General features: G+C 65.1%; 27 protein-coding genes and 1 pseudogene. 17 read left to right on the top strand and 11 right to left on the bottom strand.

The window, feature by feature from the left end; genetic code table 11:
- Nucleotides 1-110 (bottom strand): FAD-dependent oxidoreductase (locus A5625_RS29365; RefSeq protein ID WP_156748561.1); only part of this gene is annotated, 110 nt, incomplete at its 3' end.
- Nucleotides 111-380: 270 nt separating this feature from the next.
- Here A5625_RS29365 and A5625_RS25690 point away from each other — a divergent pair.
- Entirely contained in the window at nucleotides 381-2,048 is a 1,668-nt protein-coding gene (locus A5625_RS25690) for a nitrite/sulfite reductase (RefSeq protein WP_067001041.1), read from the top strand.
- Between the two features lie 7 nt (nucleotides 2,049-2,055).
- Nucleotides 2,056-2,772 (top strand): sirohydrochlorin chelatase, encoded by a 717-nt coding sequence (locus tag A5625_RS25695; RefSeq protein ID WP_067000972.1) that lies wholly within the window; start codon nucleotides 2,056-2,058, stop codon nucleotides 2,770-2,772.
- Here A5625_RS25695 and A5625_RS25700 read toward each other — a convergent pair.
- Nucleotides 2,769-3,719 (bottom strand): LysR family transcriptional regulator, encoded by a 951-nt coding sequence (locus A5625_RS25700; RefSeq protein WP_067000975.1) that lies wholly within the window; start codon nucleotides 3,717-3,719, stop codon nucleotides 2,769-2,771. The two genes, A5625_RS25695 and A5625_RS25700, sit on opposite strands and share 4 nt — an antisense overlap.
- Nucleotides 3,720-4,009: 290 nt before the next feature.
- Between A5625_RS25700 and fdxA the strand changes: the two genes are divergently transcribed.
- Nucleotides 4,010-4,336 (top strand): ferredoxin, encoded by a 327-nt coding sequence (fdxA, locus tag A5625_RS25705; RefSeq protein WP_067000978.1) that lies wholly within the window; start codon nucleotides 4,010-4,012, stop codon nucleotides 4,334-4,336.
- A 13-nt stretch (nucleotides 4,337-4,349) separates the two neighbouring features.
- Here fdxA and A5625_RS25710 read toward each other — a convergent pair whose 3' ends face one another.
- A complete protein-coding gene (locus A5625_RS25710; protein WP_067000981.1) occupies nucleotides 4,350-4,706 on the bottom strand; it encodes a type II toxin-antitoxin system HicB family antitoxin in 357 nt (118 codons plus the stop codon).
- 236 nt (nucleotides 4,707-4,942) lie between these two features.
- On the opposite strand from A5625_RS25710, the gene A5625_RS25715 reads away from it, so the two are divergent.
- Nucleotides 4,943-6,238, top strand: a complete 1,296-nt coding sequence (locus A5625_RS25715; protein WP_067000984.1) for an alpha/beta hydrolase — start codon at nucleotides 4,943-4,945, stop codon at nucleotides 6,236-6,238.
- Between the two features lie 20 nt (nucleotides 6,239-6,258).
- On the opposite strand, the gene A5625_RS25720 is transcribed toward A5625_RS25715, so the two are convergent.
- Nucleotides 6,259-6,693, bottom strand: a complete 435-nt coding sequence (locus A5625_RS25720) for a protease inhibitor I42 family protein (protein WP_067000987.1) — start codon at nucleotides 6,691-6,693, stop codon at nucleotides 6,259-6,261.
- A gap of 136 nt (nucleotides 6,694-6,829) precedes the next feature.
- Here A5625_RS25720 and A5625_RS25725 point away from each other — a divergent pair, with 136 nt between their 5' ends.
- From A5625_RS25725 to A5625_RS25745, 5 genes are all read left to right on the top strand, one after another.
- Nucleotides 6,830-8,434, top strand: a complete 1,605-nt coding sequence (locus A5625_RS25725) for a Na+/H+ antiporter (protein ID WP_067000991.1) — start codon at nucleotides 6,830-6,832, stop codon at nucleotides 8,432-8,434.
- A gap of 33 nt (nucleotides 8,435-8,467) precedes the next feature.
- On the top strand, nucleotides 8,468-9,646 hold the full coding sequence (locus A5625_RS25730; protein WP_067000995.1) for an AAA family ATPase: 1,179 nt from the start codon (nucleotides 8,468-8,470) through the stop codon (nucleotides 9,644-9,646).
- Nucleotides 9,647-9,720: 74 nt separating this feature from the next.
- Nucleotides 9,721-10,353 carry a TetR/AcrR family transcriptional regulator gene (locus tag A5625_RS25735; RefSeq protein ID WP_067001045.1) on the top strand — a complete coding sequence of 211 codons (633 nt, stop codon included), beginning with the start codon at nucleotides 9,721-9,723 and terminating at the stop codon, nucleotides 10,351-10,353.
- Nucleotides 10,346-11,869 carry an FAD-dependent monooxygenase gene (locus A5625_RS25740; protein WP_067000998.1) on the top strand — a complete coding sequence of 508 codons (1,524 nt, stop codon included), beginning with the start codon at nucleotides 10,346-10,348 and terminating at the stop codon, nucleotides 11,867-11,869. Before A5625_RS25735 ends, A5625_RS25740 begins: the two co-directional genes overlap by 8 nt.
- Nucleotides 11,870-11,960: 91 nt before the next feature.
- A complete protein-coding gene (locus A5625_RS25745; protein WP_067001001.1) occupies nucleotides 11,961-13,103 on the top strand; it encodes a glycosyltransferase in 1,143 nt (380 codons plus the stop codon).
- Between the two features lie 4 nt (nucleotides 13,104-13,107).
- Here A5625_RS25745 and A5625_RS25750 read toward each other — a convergent pair whose 3' ends face one another.
- Nucleotides 13,108-13,983, bottom strand: a complete 876-nt coding sequence (locus A5625_RS25750) for a hypothetical protein (RefSeq protein WP_156748565.1) — start codon at nucleotides 13,981-13,983, stop codon at nucleotides 13,108-13,110.
- 329 nt (nucleotides 13,984-14,312) lie between these two features.
- Here A5625_RS25750 and A5625_RS25755 point away from each other — a divergent pair, with 329 nt between their 5' ends.
- The 4 genes from A5625_RS25755 to A5625_RS25770 all read left to right on the top strand — a co-directional run bounded on the left by A5625_RS25755 (nucleotide 14,313) and on the right by A5625_RS25770 (nucleotide 17,721).
- Entirely contained in the window at nucleotides 14,313-15,164 is an 852-nt protein-coding gene (locus A5625_RS25755; RefSeq protein WP_067001007.1) for a sulfurtransferase, read from the top strand.
- A 269-nt stretch (nucleotides 15,165-15,433) separates the two neighbouring features.
- Nucleotides 15,434-16,162: a sulfite exporter TauE/SafE family protein gene (locus tag A5625_RS25760; protein ID WP_067001012.1), complete on the top strand. Its 729-nt coding sequence runs from the start codon at nucleotides 15,434-15,436 to the stop codon at nucleotides 16,160-16,162.
- Nucleotides 16,163-16,207: 45 nt separating this feature from the next.
- Nucleotides 16,208-16,990 carry an SDR family NAD(P)-dependent oxidoreductase gene (locus tag A5625_RS25765; RefSeq protein ID WP_067001014.1) on the top strand — a complete coding sequence of 261 codons (783 nt, stop codon included), beginning with the start codon at nucleotides 16,208-16,210 and terminating at the stop codon, nucleotides 16,988-16,990.
- Nucleotides 16,987-17,721: a hypothetical protein gene (locus tag A5625_RS25770; protein WP_067001017.1), complete on the top strand. Its 735-nt coding sequence runs from the start codon at nucleotides 16,987-16,989 to the stop codon at nucleotides 17,719-17,721. The genes A5625_RS25765 and A5625_RS25770 overlap by 4 nt, the downstream gene beginning before the upstream one ends.
- Nucleotides 17,722-17,735: 14 nt before the next feature.
- Here A5625_RS25770 and A5625_RS25775 read toward each other — a convergent pair whose 3' ends face one another.
- The 3 genes and pseudogenes from A5625_RS25775 to A5625_RS25790 all read right to left on the bottom strand — a co-directional run bounded on the left by A5625_RS25775 (nucleotide 17,736) and on the right by A5625_RS25790 (nucleotide 20,000).
- A complete protein-coding gene (locus A5625_RS25775) occupies nucleotides 17,736-18,149 on the bottom strand; it encodes an ArsI/CadI family heavy metal resistance metalloenzyme (RefSeq protein ID WP_067001019.1) in 414 nt (137 codons plus the stop codon).
- Nucleotides 18,150-18,151: 2 nt separating this feature from the next.
- Nucleotides 18,152-19,653 (bottom strand): annotated as a pseudogene (gene arsB / locus A5625_RS25785) (ACR3 family arsenite efflux transporter).
- Nucleotides 19,641-20,000 (bottom strand): helix-turn-helix transcriptional regulator, encoded by a 360-nt coding sequence (locus A5625_RS25790; RefSeq protein ID WP_067001022.1) that lies wholly within the window; start codon nucleotides 19,998-20,000, stop codon nucleotides 19,641-19,643. Before A5625_RS25790 ends, arsB begins: the two are co-directional and overlap by 13 nt.
- Before the next feature lie 128 nt (nucleotides 20,001-20,128).
- Here A5625_RS25790 and A5625_RS25795 point away from each other — a divergent pair, with 128 nt between their 5' ends.
- On the top strand, nucleotides 20,129-20,653 hold the full coding sequence (locus tag A5625_RS25795; RefSeq protein ID WP_067001025.1) for a lipoprotein LpqH: 525 nt from the start codon (nucleotides 20,129-20,131) through the stop codon (nucleotides 20,651-20,653).
- 42 nt (nucleotides 20,654-20,695) lie between these two features.
- A complete protein-coding gene (locus A5625_RS25800; RefSeq protein WP_067001028.1) occupies nucleotides 20,696-21,685 on the top strand; it encodes an alpha/beta fold hydrolase in 990 nt (329 codons plus the stop codon).
- A 91-nt stretch (nucleotides 21,686-21,776) separates the two neighbouring features.
- On the opposite strand, the gene A5625_RS25805 is transcribed toward A5625_RS25800, so the two are convergent.
- Both A5625_RS25805 and A5625_RS25810 read right to left on the bottom strand, forming a co-directional pair.
- Nucleotides 21,777-22,979 (bottom strand): cytochrome P450, encoded by a 1,203-nt coding sequence (locus tag A5625_RS25805; RefSeq protein ID WP_067001031.1) that lies wholly within the window; start codon nucleotides 22,977-22,979, stop codon nucleotides 21,777-21,779.
- 11 nt (nucleotides 22,980-22,990) lie between these two features.
- The gene (locus tag A5625_RS25810; protein ID WP_067001033.1) at nucleotides 22,991-23,641 is read right to left on the bottom strand and encodes a TetR/AcrR family transcriptional regulator; all 651 of its coding nucleotides are present in this window, start codon (nucleotides 23,639-23,641) and stop codon (nucleotides 22,991-22,993) included.
- Nucleotides 23,642-23,853: 212 nt separating this feature from the next.
- On the opposite strand from A5625_RS25810, the gene A5625_RS25815 reads away from it, so the two are divergent.
- Entirely contained in the window at nucleotides 23,854-24,639 is a 786-nt protein-coding gene (locus A5625_RS25815) for a spirocyclase AveC family protein (RefSeq protein ID WP_067001035.1), read from the top strand.
- A gap of 8 nt (nucleotides 24,640-24,647) precedes the next feature.
- Nucleotides 24,648-25,760 carry an ABC transporter substrate-binding protein gene (locus A5625_RS25820; RefSeq protein WP_067001037.1) on the top strand — a complete coding sequence of 371 codons (1,113 nt, stop codon included), beginning with the start codon at nucleotides 24,648-24,650 and terminating at the stop codon, nucleotides 25,758-25,760.
- Nucleotides 25,761-25,763: 3 nt separating this feature from the next.
- Here the strand turns inward: A5625_RS25820 and A5625_RS25825 are convergent.
- Nucleotides 25,764-26,600, bottom strand: an 837-nt coding sequence (locus A5625_RS25825; RefSeq protein WP_067001038.1) for an LLM class flavin-dependent oxidoreductase, incomplete at its 5' end; no start/stop codon positions are given.

Here is a 26,600-nt window from a genome sequence, read left to right on the forward strand (position 1 = left end):
CCCTCAAACACCACCGGCGCCAACTGCGCCCGCGCCGCATACAACGCCGCGGTATACCCAGCAGGACCCGAACCAATGACGATCACATCGTGGATGTCGGAGGAGCTCATAACGGCCACCCTACTGCGGATCCGAAAAGCGCCCGCGCCCAATCGCTCTGGCTGCATGGCAAAACGTGAACCGGAGCACACAACAGCGGGTTGTGCCCTCACAACATGTGACCTCTACTGACGCCGCCGTAAGTGGTGCACCATGGAATTCGCGACCCGTGGGTCCAACGACGAACCTATGGGTGCCTACAGACCCAACATCATCGCGATTCCGCGGCCCGACAGCCCGTCCCGAGGCCGACACAAGGAATGTTCGCGAAGGAGAACCACATGACCACCGCACGTCCCGTCAAGACCCGCAACGAGGGTCAGTGGGCGCTGGGCGATCGCGAACCGCTCAACCACGCCGAGCAGTTCAAGAACGACGACGCGCCGCTGAACGTGCGCGACCGCATCATCAACATCTACTCGAAACAGGGCTTCGACAGCATCGCCAAGGACGATCTGCGCGGGCGGTTCCGCTGGATGGGCCTTTACACCCAACGCGAGCAGGGCTACGACGGCAGCTGGACCGGCGACGAGAACACCGACAAGATCGAAGCCAAGTACTTCATGATGCGGGTCCGCTCCGACGGCAAGGCGATGACCGCGCACACCATGCGCACCCTGGGCCAGATTTCGACCGAATTCGCCCGCGACACCGCCGACATCAGCGACCGGGAAAACCTGCAGCTGCACTGGATCCGCATCGAAGACGTTCCCGAGATCTGGCGTCGTCTCGATTCGGTGGGCCTGCAGACCACCGAGGCCTGCGGTGACTGCCCCCGCGGCATCCACGGTTCACCACTGGCCGGCGACTCGCTCGACGAAATTCTCGACCCGTCGCCCGCCATCGACGAGATCGTCCGGCGCGCGCTGAAAAACCCCGAGTACGCCAACCTGCCGCGCAAGTACAAGACCGCGGTCTCCGGTTTGCAGGACGTCTCGCACGAGACACATGACGTCGCGTTCGTCGGCGTCAACCACCCCGAACACGGCCCTGGCCTGGACCTATGGGTGGGCGGCGGCCTGTCGACCAACCCGATGCTGGCCCAGCGGCTCGGCGTCTGGGTCCCGCTGAACGAGGTCGCCGACGTCTGGGAGGGCGTCACCCAACTGTTCCGCGACTACGGCTACCGACGGCTGCGCGCCAAGGCCCGGCTGAAGTTCCTGGTCAAGGACTGGGGCGTGGAGAAATTCCGCGAGGTTTTGGAGACCGAGTACCTCAACCGTCGCCTGATCGATGGACCGGCGCCCACGCCGGTCAAGCACACCATCGACCACGTCGGGGTGCAGAGGATCAAGAACGGCCTCAACGCCGTCGGCGTCGCGCCGATCGTCGGGCGGGTGTCGGGCAGCACCCTGTCGGCGGTGGCCGATCTGATGGAGAAGGCCGGCTCGGACCGCGCGCGGTGGACGCCGTTCCAAAAGCTGGTCATCCTCGACGTTCCCGACGACAAAGTCGACGAACTCATCGCAGGCCTGGAGGCGCTGGGTCTGCCGTCGCGGCCGTCGTCTTGGCGCAAGAACACCATGGCATGCACCGGGATTGAGTATTGCAAGCTCTCGTTCGCCGAAACCCGGGTTCGCGCACAGACTTTGGTACCCGAGCTGGAGCAGCGGCTGGCCGACGTCGACTCCCGGCTCAACCTACCGATCAGCGTGCATCTCAACGGATGTCCGAACTCGTGCGCCCGAATTCAGGTCGCGGACATCGGATTCAAGGGTCAGTGGATCGACGACGGCGACGGCAACTCGGTCGAGGGTTTTCAGGTTCACCTCGGCGGCGGGCTGGGCGAGCAAAGCGGCTTCGGCCGAAAGCTGCGCCAGCACAAGGTCACCAGCGCCGAACTCGGCGACTACATCGACCGGGTGACTCGCAAGTACATCGATGGCCGTCAGGACGACGAGACGTTCGCCTCCTGGGCGCTGCGCGCCGACGAGGACGAATTGCGCTGAGGTCCACATGAGCACACTCGTCCTCACCGCACATGGCAGCCGCGACCCGCGGTCGGGCGCCAACGCCCAAGCCGTGGCCGACCGGCTGGCGCGGATGCGCCCTGACCTTGACGTGCGGCTGGCCTTCCTGGAGCTCAATACCCCGAACTTCGTCGACGTGCTGGCTGGCTTGCCGGACGCCCATCGCGCGGTGGTCGCCCCGTTGCTGCTGGCCAGCGCCTATCACGCGCGCCTGGACATCCCCAAGCAGATCGTGCAAGCCGGTGCGCACGGCGTCCGGCAGGCCGACGTGCTGGGTGAAGACGATCGCTTGGTGTCGGTGCTGCGCGAGCGGCTGACCGAGGTCGGGGTTTCCCCGCTCGACGAGGATCTCGGGGTGATGGTGGTCGCGATCGGTTCGTCGAACCTCGCCGCCAATGCCCGCACCGCGAAGGTGGCGTCCAGGTTGGCCGCCGGCACCCAATGGGCCGGGGCCACAACGGCGTTCGCCACCCGGCCCGAGGCGTCGGTGACCCGCGCCGCCGACCAGTTGCGCCGCCGCGGTGCACGCCGGCTGGTGATCGCTCCGTGGTTTCTGGCGCCTGGCCTCATTACCGACGGCGTGTCAAACTTCGCCCGCCACAACGACATTCCGATGGCAGCACCACTGGGGGCGCACCGGTTGGTGGCCGAGACCGTGCTGGACCGTTACGACGAGGCGCTTGCCGAGGACGCTGCGGCCTAGCTTTTGGAAGCCGCCGTACGGCTGATGATGTGGCTGAGCAGGTCGCGGATCGCCCCGGCCGGCGGGGTGCGTCCGCCGATCCAGATGGCCCGAAACTTGCGGCGTAAGTCCAATTCCGGGATATTCACCGCGTGTAGCCGGCCGACCGCCAAGTCGTCGGCGACGGCCAGTCGGCTCATGGTCGCCGGGCCCGCACCGGCGAGCACGGCGGCGCGCATCGCCGCCGCGGAGGTCAATTCGAGTACGGGCGGGGCTTGTTCCATGTCCTCACCGAGCACCTTGCGCAGCGCTACCGTGAGCGAATCGCGGATGCCCGAATGGAGTTCGCGAGCGACCAGCGGCGTCTGCGCGAGTTCGCGCGCCGTCACCACCCGCGATCGTCGCGCCCACTTGTGATTAGGCGGCACCACGATCACCAGTTCGTCCTCCCCCACCACACATGTGCCTAGACCCGTTGGCGTACCAGGGTTTTCGACGAATCCGAGATCGGCACTGCCGTCACGGACCGAGGCAATGGCGTGGTCGCTGTTGGTGGCGGTCAGAATCACCTGAGGTGCGGTCTCCCCGCGCTGCGCCGCCTCGTTCTGCAGGGAGAGCAGCCACTGCGGCATGAGTTGTTCGGAGATCGTCTGACTGGCCGCCACCCGGATGCGTTCGCGACCTTCTTTGCGCAGCGAGCCAAGCCCCGCGTCGACCTCGTTCGCGACTTCGAGCAACCGGGTCGCCCAGTCCGCGACGATCAGGCCGGCGGGCGTCAATTGCGAGCCTCGCGTGGTCCGGACCGCCAGCGTGACGCCGATCTGGGCCTCCATGGTGGCAAGCCGCCGGGATATCGCCTGCTGGGTCAGCCCGAGTTCGCGCGCGGCCCGGCCGAGGCTGCCGGTCTCGGCGATCGCCACAAAAGCCTCGAACGAGGCGAGTTCGGGCAACCGAGGGCTCAGGGGCATAGGCGGCAGCTCACAATCAAATCATGTGTCACAACTATAGCTTGTGACACCACAACGCCAAACCTCTACTCGCCTCCGGCCCGAGCCGCAACGATGGGACACATGAGGCGTGCAGCCCACCAGGTTCAGACCGCGCAGCCTGGGCCCCGCTGTTTTGCGGGCCGCCGATTGCTTCAACCAAGAGGCCGGTAGCCCGGGCGGGCGCCATCACGCTAAATTAGCCAGCCAGACCGCGTTTGAGCGGCTCGCACCCGGCTGACCCCGCTAGCCAGAAGGAAGGACAAACACTCGTGGCCTACGTGATCGCCGAGCCCTGTGTCGACATCAAAGACAAGGCATGCATCGAGGAATGCCCCGTCGACTGCATCTATGAGGGCGCCCGGATGCTCTACATCCACCCCGACGAGTGTGTCGACTGCGGCGCCTGCGAGCCGGTGTGCCCGGTCGAGTCCATCTTTTACGAAGACGACCTGCCCGCCGAGCACAGCCAATACCTGCAGATCAACGCCGACTTCTTCACGGAGCTCGGTTCGCCTGGGGGCGCGGCGAAGGTCGGACTGACCGAGAACGACCCGGCGCCGGTCAACGAGCTGGAAAACAGAGCAGAGGCGTCCTAGCTTTCACCCGCCGCTAGTCCCATCCCGAAAGCCCGAACGTGTCGCTTGGGCGCCGTCCCGAAAGCTTCTGAACCACCCACTGGTTCATCGAGACCTGCTGTTCGGCGGCTTCGGCGGCGAGACGACTGTGCAGCTCCGGGGATGTTCTGATGACGATCGTGCCGCTGTAGCTGCGGTCCGCCATCGGGGTCGGTGGCGTTTCGCCGGTGGCCAGCATGGCTTCGATGTGCCGATCGACGGCCGTCTCGACCGCCTCGATGGCCTCTTGCGCGGTCGGCGCCTCTCTGCGCACGAAGGGCAGCTCGAGACAGGCGCCGACGTATTCGCCGTGGTAAGGCGACCATGCGACGCGATAGGTGTAGTGGTTCACGCGGGGTTGGTAGCACGGGCGCTAGCGGTTTCGCGAGTCACTTATCCCCACCGGAGAGGCGACGGACGGCCGGGGCGGGGGGCGACGGCCGGCGGGGCTGGCGAGGCGACGGGGCGCCGCGTGGGCGACGCGCGCCGCGGCGCGCCACCTCTCCGGACCATATGGCCGACCCCAAATCCGCTAGCTGTACAGCTAGCGGATCCGACAGTCACTCATCCATTTCGTAAGGTGAGGCAATGCGGACAGCTCGAATCATCCACGTCATCCGGCAAATAGGGTCGTTGGCGGTTACCGCCGTGACCGCGGCGTCCACCCTCAACGCCTACCGACCGCTGGCCCGCGGCGGATTCCCGTCGCTGTACTCGTGGATGTTCGGTCTCGTCGTCACCGAACTGCCGCTGCAAACCCTGTTGACCCAGCTCGGCGGGCTGGTGCTGACCGGCCGTCGGCTGACCCGGCCGGTGCGGATAATCGCCTGGGTGGTTGCCGGCCTCTCGGCCGTGGGCCTGCTGAACCTCAGCCGCGCGGGCCATCGGGCCAATGTGCCCCTCAGCGAGGCGTTGGACAGCGGGCTGGGCGCCGATCGGCTTACCGAGGCGACGAATCTGTGGCGCCGGCCGGCCGGCGGCGGCAGCGCCAAGACCCCGGGGTTGCTGCGGATGCTGCGGATTTACCGCGATTACGCCCACGACTCCGACATCAGCTATGGCGAATTCGGCAGGGCCAACCACCTGGACATCTGGCGGCGTCCCGATCTCGACCCGGACGGCAAGGCGCCGGTGCTCTTCCAAATCCCCGGCGGCGCCTGGACGACGGGAAACAAACGCGGACAAGCTCATCCGTTGATGAGCCACCTGGCCGAGCTGGGCTGGATCTGCGTGGCAATCAACTACCGGCACAGCCCGCGCAACACCTGGCCCGACCACATCGTGGACGTCAAGCGCGCCCTCGCCTGGGTCAAGGAGCACATCGCCGAATACGGCGGCGACCCCGACTTCGTCGTCATCACCGGGGGTTCGGCCGGCGGGCACCTATCGGCCCTGGCCGCGCTGACGCCGAACGATCCGCAGTTCCAGCCGGGATTCGAAGACGCTGACACCCGGGTGCAGGCGGCGGTGCCGTTCTACGGCATCTACGACTTCACCCGGTTCGACAAGACGCTGCATCCGATGATGCCCGGGCTGCTGATCAAGTCGATCATCAAGCAAAAGCCCTCGACGCACCGGCAGACGTTCGAGGCCGCATCACCGGTCAACCATGTCCGCGCCGACGCTCCCCCGTTCTTCGTCCTGCACGGCAGCAACGACTCGCTGGCCTACGTCGAGCAAGCCCGCACCTTCGTCGACCAACTCCGCCAGATCAGCGCGCAGCCGGTGGTGTACGCCGAATTACCGTTCACCCAACACGCTTTCGACATCTTCGGTTCGGTACGCGCCGCGCACACGGCGGTGGCCGTCGAGCAATTCCTGGCCGAGGTCTACGCGGCGCACCTGCGGGCCGACGTGGTGGCGGCGGCCCCCGGCGCCTCCTGAGCTCGGACGCCGTCGATCGGCTATTGCACCGTGACGGTCAGCGTGTAGGTGCACGCCGGTTTGGCGTCCTTGCCCACGAAGCTGGTGTATGACGTGCCAATGGTCGTCGTTCCCGGCTTCAGCGCGGCGAACGTCCACACCTCGGTGCCCGGCGCCCCCAGAGCGTCAGAGGCCGGCTGCTTGAACGCGTGACTGAGCTGCTTGATCACCGACGAGTCGCCGATCTTGGTGTCGGGCGCCCACCGGTAGGGAGTGGTGTAGTTCGATCCCAGCTCCACGATCAAGGTGTTGCCGACGGCAAGGGTGACATTCTGGGTGATCTCGCTCTGTGTCAGCACATCGGTCATGGGGACATGGAGCGTTTTGGTCGATGGCGGGTTCCTGGACGCGAAGTGGCAGCCCACCACGGTCGACAACATGAGCACGGCAACTGTCACCAGCAGCCTGACCTTCACCAGATCCCCCTTCGATTCCGCTCCGGAGCCTAATAGGTCTTGATCCAGACCGAAGATAGGCGCCGAGGGCTCACCTCGTCAGCAACCGCCCAAACCCCAAGCCGCGCGGACCGGAGGGGTCCGGCAGGATGGGCTGGTGTTTGGCCTCGAACTGATCGTTGCTCTGGTCTCCACCGTCATCGTCGGGACGGTCATCGGCCGGCGCTACCGGGTGGGGCCCCCGGTCCTACTGATCTTGATGGGTGTGCTGCTCGGGCTGGTTCCCCACTTGAGCCAGGTACACGTCAACGGCGAAGTCGTGTTGCTGCTGTTCCTTCCCGCGATCCTGTACTGGGAGGGCCTGAACACCAGCTTCCGCGAGATCCGGGCCAACGCGCGGATCATCGTGTTCCTCAGCATCGTCCTGGTGATCGCCACCGCGGTGGCGGTGTCGTGGACGGCGCGGGCGCTGGGCATGAATCCGCACGCGGCGGGCGTCCTGGGTGCGGTGCTGTCCCCCACCGACGCGGCCGCGGTGGCCGGTCTTGCGAAGAAGCTGCCACGCCGGTCGCTGACCGTCCTAAAGGCCGAGAGTCTCATCAACGACGGCACCGCTCTGGTGCTGTTCGCCGTCAGCGTCAATGTCGCGATCGGTGGGTCGGCGATCACCCCGCCCGAGGTGACCGTCCGGTTCATCGTCTCCTACCTCGGCGGAATCGTCGCCGGACTGGTGGTCGGCGGCGCGGTGACGTTGCTGCGCAAACGAATCGACGCGCCCCAGGAGGAAGGGGCCCTGAGCCTGGTGACGCCGTTCGCGGCCTTCTTGCTGGCCCAGTCGATGGATTGCAGCGGAGTGGTTGCCGTGATGGTGTCGGCCCTGGTGCTCGCCTACGCCGGGCCGGTGGTGATCCGGGCCCGATCCCGGCTGCAGTCCTCCGCGTTTTGGGACATTGCGACGTTCCTGCTCAACGGTTCGCTGTGGGTGTTCGTCGGGGTCCAGATCCCGGGAGCGTTGCGCGGCATCGTCGGCGTCGACGGCGGAGTTCGGCACGCGCTGTTCGTGGCGCTGGTGATCACCGGCGTGGTGATCGTGTCTCGCATCTTCTGGGGCGAAATCACCACGCTGCTGATTAGGCTCATCGACCGGCGCCAGGTGCAACGCGAACGCCGGGTCAGCTGGCGCCAGCGCTTCGTCACCGTCTGGGCCGGATTCCGTGGAGCCGTGTCGCTTGCCGCGGCCGTGGCTGTGCCGTTGACGACGTTGAACGGCACGCCATTCCCGGACCGCAGCCTGCTGATCTTCATCGTGACCGTCGTCATCCTGGTGACCGTCATCGTGCAGGGCACCACGCTGCCGGCTGTGGTCCGGTGGGCGAAAATGCCCGAAGACGCCACCCACGCCGAGGAACTGCAACTGGCTCGTTGTCGCGGGGCCCAAGCCGCCCTGGCCGCGCTGCCAACGGTCGCCGACGAAGTCGGCATCAGTGACGACCTCAGGCGCCGGCTGCAAAAGGAATACGAGGAGAAGGCCGCGCTGGTGCTGGCCACCGAGAACGGTTCACCGGACAACCGCCTACTCAAGGGCCGGGAAAAGGTGAGGCGGGTACGGCTGGGCGTGCTCGAACACAAGCGCCGGGAAATCACCACGCTGCGTAACCAGAACCTCATCGACGACATCGTGCTGCGCGAGTTGCAGAACGAGATGGACCTCGAGGAAGTCCAACTTATCGCCGCCGCAATCGATGACGGCGACGAGGAATAGGGCCCGTCGGTGGCCGGCCGTACAGTCGGCCCCATGCTGCACACCGTCGCGATCCGCGGGTATCGCTCGCTGCGTGAGGTGATTCTGCCGCTGGGTCGTCTGTCGGTGATCACCGGCGCCAACGGCGCCGGCAAATCCTCGCTGTATCGCGCGTTGCGACTCCTGGCCGATTGCGGCCGCGGCGAGGTGATCGGGTCGCTTGCCCGCGAAGGTGGGCTGCAATCGGTGCTGTGGGCCGGCCCCGAACAACTGGCCGGTGCTCGACGCTCCGGCAAGGCCGAGGGCACCGTACGCACCAAGCCCATATCCCTCGAGTTAGGCTTCGCCGCAGACGATTTCGGTTACCTGGTTGATCTGGGCATCCCGCAGTCCGCCGGAAAGTCGGTGTTCGCCCGCGATCCGGAGATCAAACGCGAAGTGTTGTTCGCCGGCCCCGTGCTGCGGCCCAGTACCACGCTGGTGCGCCGGTCCCGTGTTTTCGCCGAGGCCTGCGCGGACTCCGGCCGTGGTTTCGACGAGTTGTCCCGATCCCTGCCGTCGTACCACAGCGTGCTAGCCGAATACGCCCACCCGCATGCGCTTCCCGAGCTGGCGGCCGTGCGAGAACGGTTGCGCGGCTGGCGGTTCTACGACGGGTTTCGTGTCGACGCGGCGGCGCCCGCGCGGCATCCGCAGGTGGGCACCCGTACCCCGGTGCTCTCCGACGACGGCAGCGACCTCGCGGCGGCGATTCAGACGATCCTCGAGGCCGGGTTCGACGATCTGGACCGCGCTGTCGCCGAGGCGTTCGACGGTGCCACCGTCTCGGTGGCCATCCATGACGGATTGTTCGACCTCCAGCTGCACCAGCGTGGCATGCTGCGTGCCTTGCGTGCGGCCGAATTATCCGATGGCACACTGCGTTTCCTACTGTGGGCTGCCGCACTGTTGAGCCCGCAACCACCCTCGCTGATGGTGCTCAACGAACCCGAGACCTCGCTGCACCCCGACCTGGTCGCGCCGCTGGCATCGCTGATCCGCACCACCGCGGCCAAGACGCAGGTTGTGGTGGTCACCCATTCGCGGTCGCTGCTGGAGTTCCTGGATGCCGCCCCGGTCGCCGAGGGCTCAGACGGGGCCGTCGAAATCGAGCTGTACAAGGACTGGGGCGAAACACGCATCAGTGGCCAGACCCTGCTGACGACACCCCGGTGGGATTGGGGCGCGCGCTGAGCCGTCAGTGCGCATTCAAATGTGCCCGCTAGGCAATATTGCCCACCGGGCACGTTTCGCGTATGTTGGTCGCCATGACCGGACTCCGTGAGCGCAAGAAGGCCGACACCCGGCGTGCGCTCAGCGATGCCGCATTGCGGCTAGCCTTCGAGCGCGGGCTGGAAAACGTGACACGCGAAGACGTCGCGAATATGGCAGGCGTGTCACTGCGCACCTTCAACAACTACTTCAGCGGCAAATACGAAGCGCTGGCCTACCGCCAAGCCGAACGTGTGCGACGCAGTGTTGCCGTGTTGCGGCAGCGCCCCGCCGACGAACCTCTCTGGACGGCACTCACCCACGCCGTGCTGGAACCCTTGGAGGCGGACTTCGCCGACGTTCACGGCGACGAGAATCGCGCGCCCAGTCGTGAGGAACTGGTCGAAGTAAGAAAACTGGTCATGCACCCGCAAGTCCGGAACTCGGTGCCTCACACCCTATTTGACGAGATGCTCTACGCCATCGCCGAACGTACCGGCACCGATCCCGACCGCGACCTGTACCCACGATTGGTGATGTCCGTCGTCCGCGCGGTGGGCGACGCCGCGGCCGACGCGTATGTGCGGGCCGATCCGCCGGTGGCGATCACCGCACTGATCCGCGAGGGCTTCGCAGCCGTCAGCGCCGGGCTGCCCGAACCTCCCAGAAAGAAGGTCCGCCATGGCTGACGAACACGCCGCCGTCGTCATCGCCGGCGCCGGGCCCAACGGGCTGCTGCTGGCGTGCGAGTTGGCTCTGGCCGGTATCAGGCCGGTCGTGCTCGACGTCCTGCCCGGCCCCAGCTCCGAGCCGAAAGCGAACGGTCTTGTCGGACAAATCATCCGGCTGCTCGACATGCGTGGCCTGTATCACGCCTTCACCGGTGACGACGCACCACCACGCCCAAACCCCGGATGGATCTTCGCGGCCCTGGGCCTGGACTTCTCCGACGTGACCGACAACCCGATGTATGTGCTGCCCATGCAGCAGCCCCGGCTGGTGCGACTACTGGAAAAGCGGGCCCGCGACCTCGGCGTCGATCTGCGCTGGGGCCATGAACTCGTCAACATCGAACAGAACACGGAATCGGTTGCGCTGACGCTTTCGTCGCCCGAGCGCGATTACGTCATTGCCGCCGGTTACGTCGTGGGCGCCGACGGTGGTCGCAGCGTGGTCCGCAAGAAACTCGACATCGATTTTCCCGGCTTCACGTCGCCAATGGTGGCTCGACTGGCTCACGTGCATATCCCCGACGCGCTGCGCCGACCCCATAGCTGTATCGAGATTCCGGGATTCGGGCTGCTTCCGTTCGGGCACAGCCGCTTTGACCGGGGCGGGATCATCTACGCCGAATTCGAGCCGGGCCGGTCGCTGCTCGGGACCCTGGAGTTCGGCCCACCGGCGCCCGACGTTCCGATGACTCTGACCGAACTCCGCGAGAGCGCACGGCGCATCCTCGGTGTTGACATTCCGATTGGAGAACCGAAAGATGCCGGGCCGCATGCTCTTCGCCGGATCAACGGACAGAACACCCGCATCGCCGAACGCTATCGCGAGGGCCGGGTCCTGCTGCTCGGTGACGCCGCACACGTGCACAGCCCGCTGGGCGGCCCGGGCTTGAACCTGGGCATGCAAGACACCATGAACTTGGGCTGGAAGCTGGCCGCCGAAGTCAACGGCACAGCACCGGCCGGATTGCTCGACACCTACCAGTCCGAGCGCTACCCCGTCGCCCAGCGCCTCATGATGCACTCGTTGGCCCAGATCGCCCTCATGTCACCGGGACCCGAAGTCGGCGCCCTGCGAACGCTGTTGAGCGAGCTGTTCACGCTCCCGGATGCGCAACGGCACATGGCAGCGCTGCTGGCCGGCGCCGACGTCAGCTACGACGTTGGCGATGACCACCCGCTGTCGGGTTGGCTCGTCCCCGAGCTGACGCTCGATGACGGCCGCCGGGTCGCCGAGCTACTCCACGACGCCCGGCCCGTCTTACTCGATCTCGGGGGCGGGGTCACGAACACGGTTCGTGGTTGGGCCGATCGTGTCGACATCGTCAGCGCGAGCGTGGCGGACCGGCCCGCCGCGGCGCTGCTGATCCGGCCGGACGGCTATGTCGCCTGGGCAGCCGACGAATTCGGATCGGCCGAGGAATCGGCCCTACGCGCGGCGCTGCAGCGCTGGTTTGGGCCGCAGGCGAGCGGCTAGCGAGCCCAGCACCAGCGAAATTCACAGAGTGTTCAGGCACGCGTCGATTCAGCATTGGTGAGTGCACATGCGCACCGCGTGTCCTCACGTTATGCGCGTTGTACAGGTCGCCAATTTTTATGGCCCTCGCTCCGGCGGCCTTCGCACCGCGATCGACCGGTTGGGTGCGGAATATTGCGCCAGCGGACACGAGGTATTCTTGATCGTCCCCGGCCAGCGCGCCGAACGCGCCCAGTTGTACACCGGCGTAGTCCGAATCACCCTGCCTGCCAGGTTGATTCCCTTCACCGGCGGCTACCGGGCGGTGATGCCAGGACCGGTCAAAGCAGTCCTGGAAGCGCTCCGACCGGACGCCTTGGAGGTGTCGGACCGGCTGACACTGCGGTCGCTGGGACGTTGGGGCCGCGACTACGGTGCCACGACCGTGATGATCTCCCATGAACGCTTGGATCGCCTTGTCGGACAGATCCTTCCGCGACGCGCCGCGCAGAAGTTCGCCGACTTGGCCAACGCCCGCACCGCCGCGAACTATGACACCGTGGTGTGCACAACCGGTTTCGCGCGCGAGGAATTCGACCGGATCGGCGCCACCAACTCCGTCACGGTGCCACTCGGTGTGGACCTGCAGACGTTTCACCCGCGTCATCACTCCTATCTGGTGCGCGAGCGCTGGGCCGCGCCAACCCAGATGCTGCTGGTTCACTGCGGGCGGCTGTCGGTGGAAAAGCGCGTCGACCGCAGCATCGACGCGCTCGGCGCGCTGTGCCACGCCGGTGTCGACGCGCGACTCGTCGTCGTGGGCGAGGGCCCATTGCGGTCCAGGCTGGAGCGACAGGCGTCGCGGCTACCGATCGACTTCACCGGTTTCATCTCCGATCGCAGCACCGTGGCGCAGCTGCTGGCCTCGGCCGACGTGACGTTGGCGCCGGGCCCACATGAGACCTTCGGGCTGGCTGCGCTGGAATCGCTGGCGTGTGGGACACCAGCCGTCGTCTCGCGCACGTCGGCGCTCACCGAGATCATCACCCCGGACAGCGGAGCGTCGGCCGACAACGACCCGGCCGCCATTGCAAAAGCGGTCGGCGCCATCATCAGTCGGCCCGAACGGCAACGCCGCATCTCTGCGCGACGCCGCGCCGAGGACTTCACTTGGCACCGCGCCGCCACCGGCATGCTGGCGTCATTGGGGGCCCCAACCTTCGACGACCCAAGCGATTCCGAACAGAGCGCGTAACACCTCAGAAGTCGGAGGCCTGTACCGGTGTCGCCGTGGACGACGCGTTCGCACCGACAACGACGTCGAGCGCGCTGAGGATGCCGGGTTTCGCCGCGCAGACCGAAGGGATCGCGTTGAGCACACGGGCGGCGGTGGCCATCGAACCGGGCAGGTCGCCGCCATTCAGGGCGAAGTCAACCTGGACGGGGGGATCACCATCGATGGTGATCCGCGTCAGTCGCCGGACGCCGCTTCCCGCCGCAATGGCGGGCTGCCAGTCTTCTACCGGTTCATCAGGCATCGACCAGATCGACGAGAATTGCACGCGCGGTTGGCCGTTCACGATGCCCTCAAAGCGCATCCGCACGCTGGCTATCGTGCCGAACGGGATTTCGCCGGCGTCAAAGGTGTAGCGACGGTTGGCAACCGCGACGTCGCGATATTCACGCACTTCGTCCACGGTCCACCCGAGCCCCTGGGCTACGAGTCGCAACGGCGGCGCGATATGGCCAACCATCGCCCCGGCAGGGTAGACCTCGGCATCTTGTTCTGGCGTGCGACCGAACCCCAGCATCGCGAAGAACCCCGGGACGCGGTAGGCGCCGCACGGAATGCGTTCTTGGATAGTCACTTTCGTCGGTTGATCGGTCATACTCGCCGCGTGCACGGCGAGGATGTCACTGGTGAAACCGGGCGCAATGCCCGCGGCGAACAACGAACTGTTGCCTCGACGGCATGCATCTTCGAGCCGCTCACGGGCGAACCCGTCGAGTGACGGTGGATGAAACGCCGCAAAGAATGACGGCGTGACAACATTCTTTCCGCTTGCCAGGAACGCACACAAATGATCCACGATTTCGTTGCTGTCGCGACCGGAGGCGGTGGCGAAGTAGGTCACGCAGTCAGCGTCGACCGCAACGAAATCCTCCAGGCTGCCGACGGCTTCGACGCCGACCGCGGCCTCACCTACCAAATCTCCAGAGTCCCGGCCGACCTTGTCACGGCTATGCACTAGGTGAGCGACGAGTTCGAATCGCGATGACCGAAGGATTTTTCGCAGCGCCATCGACCCGGTGTAACCAGTGCCCACATGCGCCACGCGATACGCTTCGCCCATTGCGGCTCCTGTTTGCTCTGCTGCTCACCAGCACACTACGTCACCCTTTGCTGAATGGAGGGGCTTTTGCCCAGGCGGCTAGGCTCACCCGAGACGATAAGGAGGGGTACGTGGAAGCACGCGATCAGGTTTTGATCACCGCCACCGAGTTGGCGGACATCATCTCGGCCGGCGATTCGGTGACCATTCTGGACGTGCGGTGGAAAGTCGATGAGCCCGACGGGCGCGCGGCTTACCTGGAGGGCCACATTCCGGGCGCGGTGTATGTCTCGCTTGACGACGACCTGAGCGACCACACGATTTCCGGCCGGGGCCGTCACCCGTTGCCGTCGGGGCGCAACCTGGAGGGCGCCGCGCGCAAGTGGGGAATCCGGCAGGACACACCGGTCGTGGTCTACGACGACTGGAATCGTGCCGGTTCGGCACGAGCGTGGTGGGTGCTGACCGCGGCCGGATTGGACAATGTGCGCATTCTGGACGGCGGCTTGGCCGCGTGGCGGTCGGCCGGACAAAGCCTCGAGACCGGGCCGGTCGATCCCGCGCCCGGGAATGTCACTGTGCCGCAAGATGATTTGTATGCGGGAAGCCGCCCCACGGTGACAGCGGAGCGAGTCGCCGATGGCACCGTACCGCTTCTTGATGCGCGCGCCCCGGAGCGCTACCGCGGCGATGTGGAACCTCTCGATCCCGTTGCCGGCCACATTCCCGGCGCAAAAAATCTTCCCAGCGGAGCGGTGCTGGCTGACGACGGCACCTTCCTGGGCGACGACGCACTTGCCGAGCTCTTATCCGATCGCGCGATCGAGCGTCACGATGCCGTGGCCGCTTACTGCGGCTCGGGCGTCACCGCCACGGTGACCATCGCCGCGCTTGCCGCGATGGGCCGACAGGCCGCGCTATATCCGGGGTCGTGGTCTGAGTGGTGTGCGGATCCCGACCATCCGGTGGAACGCGGGCAATAGTTTCGTCTTCCGGGGACCATTGGGAGACTTTCGAAAGCGCTAGCACATACGTTAGCGCTTTCGCAAAGGACCTAATGGTCGGAGCGCGGTGCAGCCGCACGCCTCGGAGGCGTTTGTTAGCCTATTGGTCGACAGCGCCTAGGGTTCCGACGTCAGTGTGCCTGGTCCGAGCGGCGCCACCGCGTCCTCCGATGGGGCGCGGTCATCTGAACGGACAAAAGCCTGGAGGACCCCCGCCGGTGCGCCCGCGCCGGCGAGAAGGTCCTGTCATGCTGGCTCTGTTCGTCCTTTTCCTCATCGCGTTGGCCGCCGGCGCACTCGGCGGACTGGTAGGTACCGGATCGTCGCTGGTACTGTTGCCCGCGCTGGTCCTGATGTATGGACCGCGAATCGCCGTGCCTGTCATGGGAATTGCGGCGGTGCTGGCCAATGTCGCCCGTGTTGCCGCCTGGTGGCGGCAGATTCGTTGGCGCCCGGTGCTTGCCTACGCGCTGCCGGGAACTCCGGCCGCGGTGCTCGGCGCGAACACCTTGCTGACCATTCCGCAGCCGGTGGTCGACGGGCTGCTCGGCATGTTTTTCATCGCAATGATTCCGGTGCGCAGGGTCGCGCTGGCCCGTCAGTGGCGGGTACGGCTGTGGCATCTTGCCATCGCCGGCGTCGCCGTCGGCTTCCTCACCGGCTTGATCCTGTCGACGGGTCCGCTGAGCGTTCCCATCTTCACCGGGTACGGGCTCACCGGCGGCGCGTTCCTGGGATCCGAAGCCGCCAGCGCCCTGGTGCTCTACATCGGCAAGATCAGCACCTTCGGCCAGTTGGGTGCGCTCAGCTTCGCTGTCGTCGCCCGTGGACTGGTCATCGGCACTGCCTTGATGATCGGCCCGTTCGTCACGCGTTCACTCGTGCGCCGGGCCCACCCCCGTCGTTACGCCGTGCTGATCGATCTGGTGCTCGTCGCCGCCGCTGCCGGCATGTTCATCGCGACGGCAACTAGCTGAAAGTTAGACTCGGCCCGGCATGAATCCGCTTGGAAAGACCACGTGATGACCGGCCGGCTGGACGGCAAGGTCGCGATCATCACCGGAGCCAGTACCGGCCTGGGGCCGGTGCTGGGCTCGCTGTTCGTTCGTGAAGGCGCCAAGGTGTTGCTGGCCGCACGGCGTGAAGAGCTGGTCCGGGCCGCCGCCGAGGCGGCCGGTCCCGGCGCCATCGCCATGCGTGCCGACGTGACGGATGAGAACGACGTCGCTGCCATGGTGGCGCGGGCGGTCGACGAGTTCGGCCAGGTCGACATCTTGTGCAACAACGCCGCTGCGCCCGGACAGGACCGCTGGATCTGGGAGCAGACGCTGGAGAACTGGAACGCCACCCTCGTCATCGACGTCACGGCCGCGATGCTGTGCAGCCGCGAAGTGCTCAACCGGTCGATGCTGCAGCGCCGACGCGGTGTCATCCTGAACTTCTCCTCCACGGTCAGCTACTCCGGCATGGTCCGCAAAACGCACTACGTCACCGCCAAGGCGTCACTGCGGGCGTTCACCAAAGCCGTTGCCCTCGAGGTCGGCCCACACGGCATCCGGTGCAATTGCATCGTGCCCGGGGCCATCGACACCGAGCTGTGGCGAAAATGGGTGCAGCGCACCGCCGACGAGCAAGGCGTCGACGCCGAAACCGTCCGGGCAAGACAACTCAAAGGCGTTGCCCTGCAAGATATCTCCTCACCCGAAGACATTGCCAACTTGGCGTTGTTCCTGGCCAGCGACGAGAGCCGCACCATCACGGGTCAATCGATTCCCGTCGACGCCGGGGGGTACATGCAGGGATGAGCGGTCGCGTCAAGGCAGGCATATTCAGCCTCACCGCCGCCCCACCGGTCGACGACGACGGTAGTTATCTGCGCTGGCACCTGCTGGATCACATGCCGGAGCAGTACCAGTTGCCCGGCATCGTGCACGGACTGCGCTGGATCGCCGACGGCGATTACCCCGACCACCGCCTGGCGGCCAACGGCCCACTCGGCGAAATCGGCAATGCCGTGCACTATTTGGTCAGCGATCCGGTTGAACAGACCTTCGACGACTTCGTCACCCTCGGCCGTGCATTGCGCGACAACGGTCGCTTCCCGGTCGTGAGACCGTCCCTGCAAGTGGCCGGCCTGCGCCTGTTGCAGTCGAGGTCGTCGCCCCGTGCACTTGTTTCCCCCGAGGTGGTGCCGTTTCGGCCGCACCGCGGCATTCTGCTGATCGTTGAAGAACCGACGGCCGGCCGGTCCGATGAGTGGTTGCAATGGCTGCACGCCGAGCACTATCCGGCACTGCTCGCGTCAGCGGGCGCGGCCGGCGCGTGGACCTTTGGATCCAGCGCCGGCTGGAGTCATCTTCCCCGCGGATGGCGAACCGACCACCAGTACATCACCGTCGTCTACCTCGATGAGGATCCGCTGGCCACCGTCAGTGCGCTGGCGCCCATCATCGAAGAGCGTTGGCGTTCAAAGGTTGTGCGGCCGGTCTTTGCCGGACCGCTGCGCAGCATGATCAAGTCGGACGCCTGGCCATAGGCCGCGACCACCGCCTATGAGGCGCAGCAGCTGGAGTCCGACTGGTCGGCAGGTCCGAACGTTTCGGAATCCTTCTTCACCGTGTAGATCTCCCAACGTTCACCGTCCGGACCGGTTACCCATACTTTGTCTTGAGTGGCGAAGCAACACGTTACGTCGATCTCTTCGTCGGTCAGCAGACCTGTCTCAGTGAGTCGTCGGGCCTCGGTCAGCACGGCTTCGCTGGAGGCGACTTCGACGCCGAGGTGATTGAGGGTGCCGCCGTGGCCGGGGTTCTCCAACAACACGAACTTCAGCGGTGGGTCGGCGATGGCGAAGTTGGCGTACCCGGGTTTGACCTTCGCCGGTTCGACACCGAAAAGCTTGGTGTAGAACGCGATTGCCTCGTCGAGGTTGTCGACATTGAGGGCGAGTTGAACGCGCGACATGGTTACCTTCCTTTCGCGGCGGATATCTGGATCGTGGTCCCGAGCAGCTCCCCGATCAGGGCACGGACACGCTCGGCGATGTCCTCGCGGATGGCCCGCACCGTTTCGACCGGCTGACCGGCAGGATCACGCAGGCGCCAATCGCGATACGAAACCCCCGAAAAATACGGACAGGTGTCACCGCAGCCCATGGTGATCACCACGTCACTTGCCTGAACCGTCTCGGCGGTAAGCACTTTCGGGACGTCGGTGATATCAATGCCCCATTCGGCCATCACCGCCACGGCCGCGGGGTTGAGCTGCTCGGCGGGCTCCGTTCCTGCCGAGCGGACGTCGATGCTGTCGCCGGCCAGGTGGCGCAGTAGCGCGGCGGCCATTTGCGAACGGCCCGCGTTGTGCACGCAGACGAACAGAACGCTGGGCTTGTCGGCGCCGGAAGAGTAACTGCTGGTCTCACCAAACAACCGTGGTCGTAGCGCCAGCGACACGTAGACCAGTGCGACCAGGACCGGCATTCGATCAAGGGCCCGACCACACCGGCCAGCGCCTGACCCGACGCGGCGCCATAGGTGGCGATCGCGACGGCGATCGCCAGTTCGAAGTTGTTGCCGGCGGCAGTGAACGCCAGTGTGGTGGTGCGCCGGTATCCGAGTCGCAGCAGCACACCCAGCCCGTATCCCCCGGCCCACATGATCGCGAAGTACACCAGCAGCGGCAGCGCAATCCGCGCGACATCCCAGGGGCGGGAGGTGATCTGGTGACCTTGCAGGGCGAAAAGAATGACGATGGTGAACAGCAACCCGTACAACGCCCAGGGCCCGATCCGGGGCAGGAAACGACTCTCATACCAGTCGCGGCCTTTGGTGCGTTCGCCGAGGCGACGTGACAGGTATCCCGCCAACAGCGGAATGCCCAAGAATATGAGCACGGATTTTGCGATCTGCCAGGCGGATACATCGATGCCGGCCGTACTCAGCCCGAGCCATCCGGGCAGCACCGACAGGTAGAACCAACCCAGTGTGGCGAACATGACGACTTGGAAGATCGAGTTCAGCGCGACCAGTACGGCGGCGGCTTCGCGGTCTCCGCACGCCAGGTCGTTCCAGATGATGACCATGGCGATGCAGCGCGCCAATCCCACGATGATCAACCCGGCGCGGTACTCCGGCAGATGGGGCAGCAGCAGCCAGGCCAACGCGAACATCACCGCCGGCCCGATCAGCCAGTTCAGCAGCACAGACGTCACCATGAGCTTGCGGTCGCCGGTGACGCTGTCGAGCTGGTCGTAGCGCACTTTGGCCAGCACCGGATACATCATCACGAGCAGCCCGATCGCAATCGGTAGCGAGATGCCGTCGACAGCAACGGTGCCCAGCACCCGCCCTGGGCTCGGGACGAGCCGGCCCAGCAGCAGGCCTGCGACCATCGCCATCGCGATCCACCCCGGCAGGAACCGATCCAGCGTCGAAAGCCTCACGCTGACTGCCTGGCTCATGATCCGCATTCCGCAGCCACTCGCGCGTCGATGCTCAACACCGATGAAAGCTGTTGCAGCGCTTCGGGAACAACCCAGTAGTACACCCAGGTACCGCGTCGTTCGCAATCCAACAGCCCCGCCGATCGCAGCGTCTTGAGGTGGTGGGAGATCGTTGGCTGCGACACGTCGAATGTCTCGGAGATTTCGCAGACGCAGGCCTGTCCGCCGGGGTGGCTGGCGACCAGACTCAGCAGGCGCAGCCGCACCGGATCGCTGAGCGCCTTGAACATCGCCGCCAGATCCGCGGCTTGCGGTTCGGCCAGTGCGGCCACTCCCAATGCCGGGCAACACCCCGATGCCAATTGATTCGACATTTGTCTATATAAGCATGTATCGAATCAGGACGCCAGCGGTGGCGTTTTTCGCGCGCTCCGGTTTTAGTCAGGTAGGGGAAACGAACGGGCCCTATAGTCCTGGTGACGTCCTAGCCAAAGGGAGTTCCATGACCGATACCGACAATCGCCGCTGGCGGCGATGCGTCGCCCGTGCCGCTGCCGCGCTCGGCCTGGCGGTATTGGCGGTCAGCCTGCCGGCCTGTTCCAGCAAGGCGGATCACCCGGCCGCCAAGAGTTCAGGTCCGCCTTTGGCAAGCACGACCGTCATGATCGACGGGAACAAGCGCACGATCATCGCCGCTGTGGATTGCACTCGATCGGCGGCGCAACCGAATGCGTCTCCCCCGGAATCGGGTGACCTCACCACCCGGATCAGCGTGCATGACGATTCGGCTTCGGTGTCGCTGGCCGTCTCTGATGAGCAACCGCCCGCCGTCGATGGCTTCGCGATCACGCTCAAGCTGGACACCGGCCAGTACCAATTGCCCTACCAGGGCACCAAGTCACCAACTCAGGTCCAAGCGACCAAGGACGGCAACAGCTACACGGTGACCGGCACGGGGCAAGCGACCACACCCGGCCAAAGTAGCTTGCGGGACGTGACTTTTGGAATCCATGTGACGTGCCCGTAAGCACGGGTTGTTAGCCGCGACCGCCTCTGAGATGCTGGCAGCTTGGACATCTTTGCGCAGTGGCAAGACGGCGGCACCGAGCTTCGATGGCGCTCGACAACCGCGGCCAACGGCGGCAAAGAAGTCGCGGTATTCATTCGCCGTTGCGGTACTCCCGGTGCGCCCGGATTGGTATTGGTGCACGGCTTCCCGACGTCAAGCATCGACTATTTCGCCTTGACGAATGAACTGAGCACGGAGTTCGACATCTACCTGCTGGACTTTCCCGGCTACGGACTCTCCGATAAACCACCCGAGCCTTATGTGTACTCGCTCTATGACGACGCCCGTCTGCTCGTCTACGCGATCACCCAGGTGTGGCGGCTCTCTGGATACCGCATGCTCACCCATGACCGCGGCAGCAGCGTCGGCATGATCGCGCTGGGCATGCTGGCCGCACAGGATCCGCCGGCCGTACCGGTCGACTTGATCCTGACCAACGCGAACATCTACCTTCCGCTTTCCAACCTCACCGCATTTCAGGCCGCGCTGCTCGACCCGACGACCGCGCGGGCCACCGCGGCGGCGACGACGCCGGAGATGCTGGCGGCCGGCATGGGAGCGAGCACGTTCATGCCGCGACGTACCTTGGCGGATCCGGAGATCGCCGCGTTGGCCAAATGCTTCGCCCACAATGACGGAATCCGGGTGTTACCCGACACCATTCAATACCTGCACGAACGCGCCGCGGATGAAACCGGTTGGCTGGAAGCGCTTTCGACGAGCGAAGTGAACACAACGGTGGTCTGGGGCATCCACGACAACGTGGCACCGTTGCGCGTTCCCAATCATGTCTGGCAGACGTATTTGAAGAACAAGCCGGGTCGTAACCGCTACTGGGTGGTGCCGGGCGCCGACCACTATTTGCAGTCCGACGCTCCGGGACAACTAGCCCAGATCGTCCGCCTGACCACGCAACCCGAGGATATTCCGCTGCAGACCTTAGGGAATCAGCCCGACGGCGCGGTCTTGGTCGACCAAAGCAACTCATAGCCTTGGCATTTCCGCCGAGTGCGCGGCTGGCCGCGCACTCGAGCTTGGGTGTGCGGCTGGCCGCACACTCGAGACGGCGGCAGTGCTGCGCTCAGGCGGTGACGACGGGCAGGCGGGCCCAGCCGCGCACGCTCGCGGTGTGCGCCCGTTGGGCGTTCGGATAGTCGACTTCCCAGTCGGGCCAGCGTTTGAGGACTTCTTCGAAGGCCACCCGCGCCTCCAACCTGGCCAGCGCCGAGCCCAAGCAGAAATGCAGGCCCTGTCCAAAGCTGAGATGACTTCCGCGCCGGTGAATGTCATAGCGGTCCGGATCCGCGAAATGGCTTTCGTCGCGATTGGCGGAAGCGTTCAGCAGCAACATGAACGACCCCTCGGGCACCACCCGGCCATAGAGCTCGGCATCGCGCGCGACGTAGCGGGCCTGCACCGGTGACGGCGGCTCGTACCGCAGCGTCTCCTCGATCGCGCCGGGGATCAGCGATGGGTCCGCCACCAGTTCGCGGCGTTGGTCCGGATGGTCCGACAACAGCTGTCCCATGAAACCTATTAGCCGCGCGGTGGTTTCGTTGCCGGCACCGGCGATCATCGCGGTGTAGGACAACACCTCGGTGCGCGACAACGGCCGTCGCGTGCCGTCCGGCTCATCAATCTCGGCCCGCAACAGTTCGGTCATCAAGTCGTCAGACGGATGACTGGCCCGCCACTCGATGTATTCGGCGAACAACGCGATGGAATTCGCGAAAACGTTCGCGTCGACCGCGGCGGGATCGCTGTCCTTGGACAATGCGATATTGGCGACGCTGCGGTCGCGGATCTTCTCCTGATCTGCTTCGGGGATGCCCAAGAGATATCCGATGGTGCGCATCGGCATCATCGCGCCCAGATCGGCAATGAAGTCGAATCCGCCGGCACCGACCAACGGATCCAGCTCGCGGACACAAAATCCCCGCACCAGATCCTCGACGGCCAACATGCGCCGCGGGGTGAACACCCGGGACAGCAGCTTGCGATGTAGATCGTGCAGCGGAGGGTCCTCGAAGAGCAGAATGCCCGGTGGCACTTCGATGTTTGCGAACAAGATGTCGGCGGTGGTCCCGCGGCCGGAACGGTAAGTCTGCCAGTTCGGCAATTCGCGCGCCACGTCTTCATAGCGACTCAGCGCGAAGAAGTTGTACTTTTCGTTGTGGTACAGCGGCGCTTCCTCGCGCATCCGCTTCCACACCGGATACGGGTTGTCGTCGATCTCGGGGTCGAAGGGGTCGTAGTACAACTCAACGGCATTGGAGCTTGTCATTTACGAATCCCTCAGTCGTTGCGGTGCAAGAAGCCGTGCAATTGGGCCTGGACGAGTTCCTCAACGATCACCTCCCGCGGCGGTTGGTTGCTTCCGAAATAGGTCGAACGCAAGGCGGCCATCCCCGCGATCATCGACACGGTCGAGTAGGCCGGTAAATCTGGGTGATCAGACCGCAGTCCCCGCAATTGCATGCCCTCAACGCTGATCTGACCGAGCAGCGTTATCGCCCGCCGGATCTCGGCAATGCCGGCATCCGCTTGCTCCTCGTCGCTGAGAGTCTCGGATGCCATCAGCGTCAGCAGCAGACCCTGGTGTTCGACGAAGACGTCGTACAGCTTCGATACGAAGAGCCGCGTCAGCTCCTGCTCGTCGGTCTTCTCGGGGACCACCGACTGCCAGGTCTGGCCGAATTCGTCGACGAAGCTCACGAAGGGAACGACAAGTGCCTCGCGGAACAGCGCCGCCTTCGAACCGAAGTTACGGAACAGCAGGTGCTCGGTGACCCCGGCGGCCTGGGCGATCTCGCGTGTCGTGGTGCTGCGATAGTCCTGGCCGGCGAACAATGCCCGGGCGGCGTCGAGCAGAAGCCTGCGCGGCTCCCCCCGGGGCCGACGCGCGACCGTAGCCGGAATCGGCTGCTGAGTTGCTCGCTGGGGCACCGATCCACTCCTATCGAAACGGCAGGTCTTTGGGGATAGTATCCACTATCTTCATAAGATAGTATCCACTACCCTAACGAAAACTTGGCCGGAAGGGGTGCGACAGTGGGCGCTGTCATCATGCTCGGCACACTGTTCGGATTGATCGTTCTGATCTTCGGGCTGGTGCTGCGCTTCGACCCGCAGGCACGCGGGAGCCAGGGAGACGGCCGATGAGCGCCCAGATGACACCGGTGATGCAGGCCGCGAGTGGCTTCGCGCTGGTCGGGGGCATCTCGTTCACCGTCCTGGGCATCTATCTGAGCGTTCGTCAGCGCCGCCTGCACCCGCTCCTGCTGCTGTGCATCTCGGCGATCTCCTTCTCGTGGATCGAGGCGCCCTACGACTGGGCGATGTACGCGCAGTTCCCGCCCGCCATCCCCCGCATGCCGTCGTGGTGGCCGCTGAATGTGACGTGGGGCGGGTTGCCTTTGTTCGTTCCCATCGGCTACATCTCCTACTTCGTGCTGCCGGCCGTGACCGGCACCGCGCTCGGCAGATGGCTGAGCGCACGCTTCAAATGGCGAAGGCCCCAAACACTTTTGGTGGTCGGTCTAATCGTCGGCTTCTGCTGGGCGCTGTTCTTCAACGGATTCCTCGGCGCCAAACTTGGAGTGTTCTACTACGGCCGGGTGATTCCCGGGCTGGCGATCCGCGAAGGGACCCTGCACCAGTACCCGCTCTACGACTCGCTCGCGATGGCCATCCAGATGATGGTCTTCACCTACCTGCTCGGACGCACCGATGCAGAAGGACGAAATGTCATCGAGATGTGGGCCGATAAGAGATCCAAAACGCGACTGCAGTCCTCGGTGCTGTCCATAGCGGCTGTCGTCGTCATCGGACACCTCGTGTACGGCTCGGTCTTTGCGCCTCATCTGGTGACGAAGCTGGGAGGCTGGGTCACCACCGCGCCGGCGGGCGAGTTGTTCCCGGGCGTACCGAACCAACCGAAGTAGGAGGTTAGGTGTCGTACGAAAGCGGTGCAGAGCCGATCAAGATCGGTTACCTGATGGATTTCCGGCTGCCCGAAGGCTTTCCGAGGACATACTTCGAGGACTTGACCCAACCGTTCGATCTGGTCTTCAAGCAGGGCGTCGAGCAAGGATTGATCGATCGGCCGATCGAGATCATCTACCGCGAAGTAGAGGGCCTGCCCAAGGGATCGGTCAAAGCGGTCATCGACGCCTACGGCGAGTTGTGTGATGAAGGCTGCCTGGCCGTCTTCGGACCGAACATCGGTGACAACGCGATTCCGACCCGAGAAGCCATCGAGGAGCGTTTCAAGGTCCCCTGTATCAGCGTGACCGGGTCCGACGTCGCCCTCAGCGAATGGTTCTTCGCCTTCCCGATGGGCTCGCATACCGACGAGCCGATCTTCTGGGCTGACCAGTTGACCAAGGCTGGTCACACCGAAGTGGGCGTGCTGATCGAACAATCTCTGGTCGGCGAGGCGTATCTGAAGAACTTTTGGGATGCGTGCCGGCGCAAGGGTATTCGCATCGTAGCCGAAGCGGCCATCGCCCAGACCGCCCGGGATGTGACGGCCGCGGTCCAAACGCTGCACCAAGCAAAAGCGCAGGCCATTGTGCATTGCGGATTCGGCTTCGGAATCGTGTTCGTCAACCCGGCACTCGACGCGCTGGGATGGGATCCGCCCCGATTCTGCGGCACCGCCTTCCAGAACGCCTGGCTCAACCCCATCATGTGGAAGGCGTTCATGGGCTGGACCGGGGTCGACCAATACGACGAGGGCAACGCCGTCGGGCAGAAGTTCTTGGACGAATACAAGCAGGCCTACGGCCGGCGTCCGGAATGGTGTGTGCCGGTGGTAAATCGAGATGTCGCATGCACCTTGTTGCGGGCACTGTCCGATGCGCACCCGCTGAGCCCCCGAGGCGTCAAGGAGGCGCTCGAACGCGTCAAGATGATGCCGGCCGCATCCGGCGCTCCGGGAACCCGCGTATCGTTCGGCAACTGGACGCGTCGAGCTTGGATGGGTGCGGGCTATCTCGTGGCGCGACGACTCGACGCCGACGGCGTCAATTCACACCTCGTCGATCGCTTCGGCGAGGAGTAGCCGTCAGCCGAGTGCCTGCGGTAGCACCACTTCGCCGACGCGCTTGAGATAGGTCCACGCGATTTCCGGTGGCAGACCACCACACAGCGGCGACAAGTTGAGCACCTGGCCGGCCTTCACCCGCGAAATCGCCTCGGGCACAGAGATGATCACATGCGACGTCCCTGTCTCACGCAATTCGTCGACAGTGTTGACGTGGCTGAACCCGGCCGTCGTCTCGTCCCCGGGATTCCACGCCGCATAAGTGCGCACGTCGTGCAGCAGATGGTCGCCGATCTCTTTCCATGCCTGATCCACATCGTCGGCGACGAACACGACCGAAGGAGTGTTGCGGTCGGGGAACATTGTCGGTCCTGGTGTATGTCCGTGCTCGCGACATGCCTCTTCGTAGGCTTCCTGCATCCCGGGTGCGTTGGCGTTGCCCAGCATGCCCAGGCCGTACCTGCCGGCCCGTTTGGCCGCAGCGACCGTGCCCCCGCCCCACATCATCGCGGGCCCGCCGGGAGTCAGCGGGCGAGGGGTCACGGTGATGCGGCGTCCGTCTTCGACGACGGTTTCGCCGGCAAGCAGGCGCCGCAACAGCGCCAGTTTTTCGTCGCAGACGCGGCCCCGTTTCTTGATCGGGACACCGAAGTGCTCGAACTCCTCGGGGCGGTAGCCCAACGCCAGGATGTACGACGCCCGTCCGGCGCTGAGGATGTCGAGGACGGCCATGTCCTCGGCCAGCCGCACGGTTTCATAGAACGGCAGGATCAGGATCAGGCTCAGCGCCAGCCGCTGCGTCCGCGCGGCCACTGCCGAGCCCAGCAGAAACGGTGCCGGCAGGTAGCCGTCCTCGGA

The organism is Mycobacterium sp. 1465703.0 (genome assembly GCF_001672975.1).
Taxonomy (GTDB): domain Bacteria; phylum Actinomycetota; class Actinomycetes; order Mycobacteriales; family Mycobacteriaceae; genus Mycobacterium.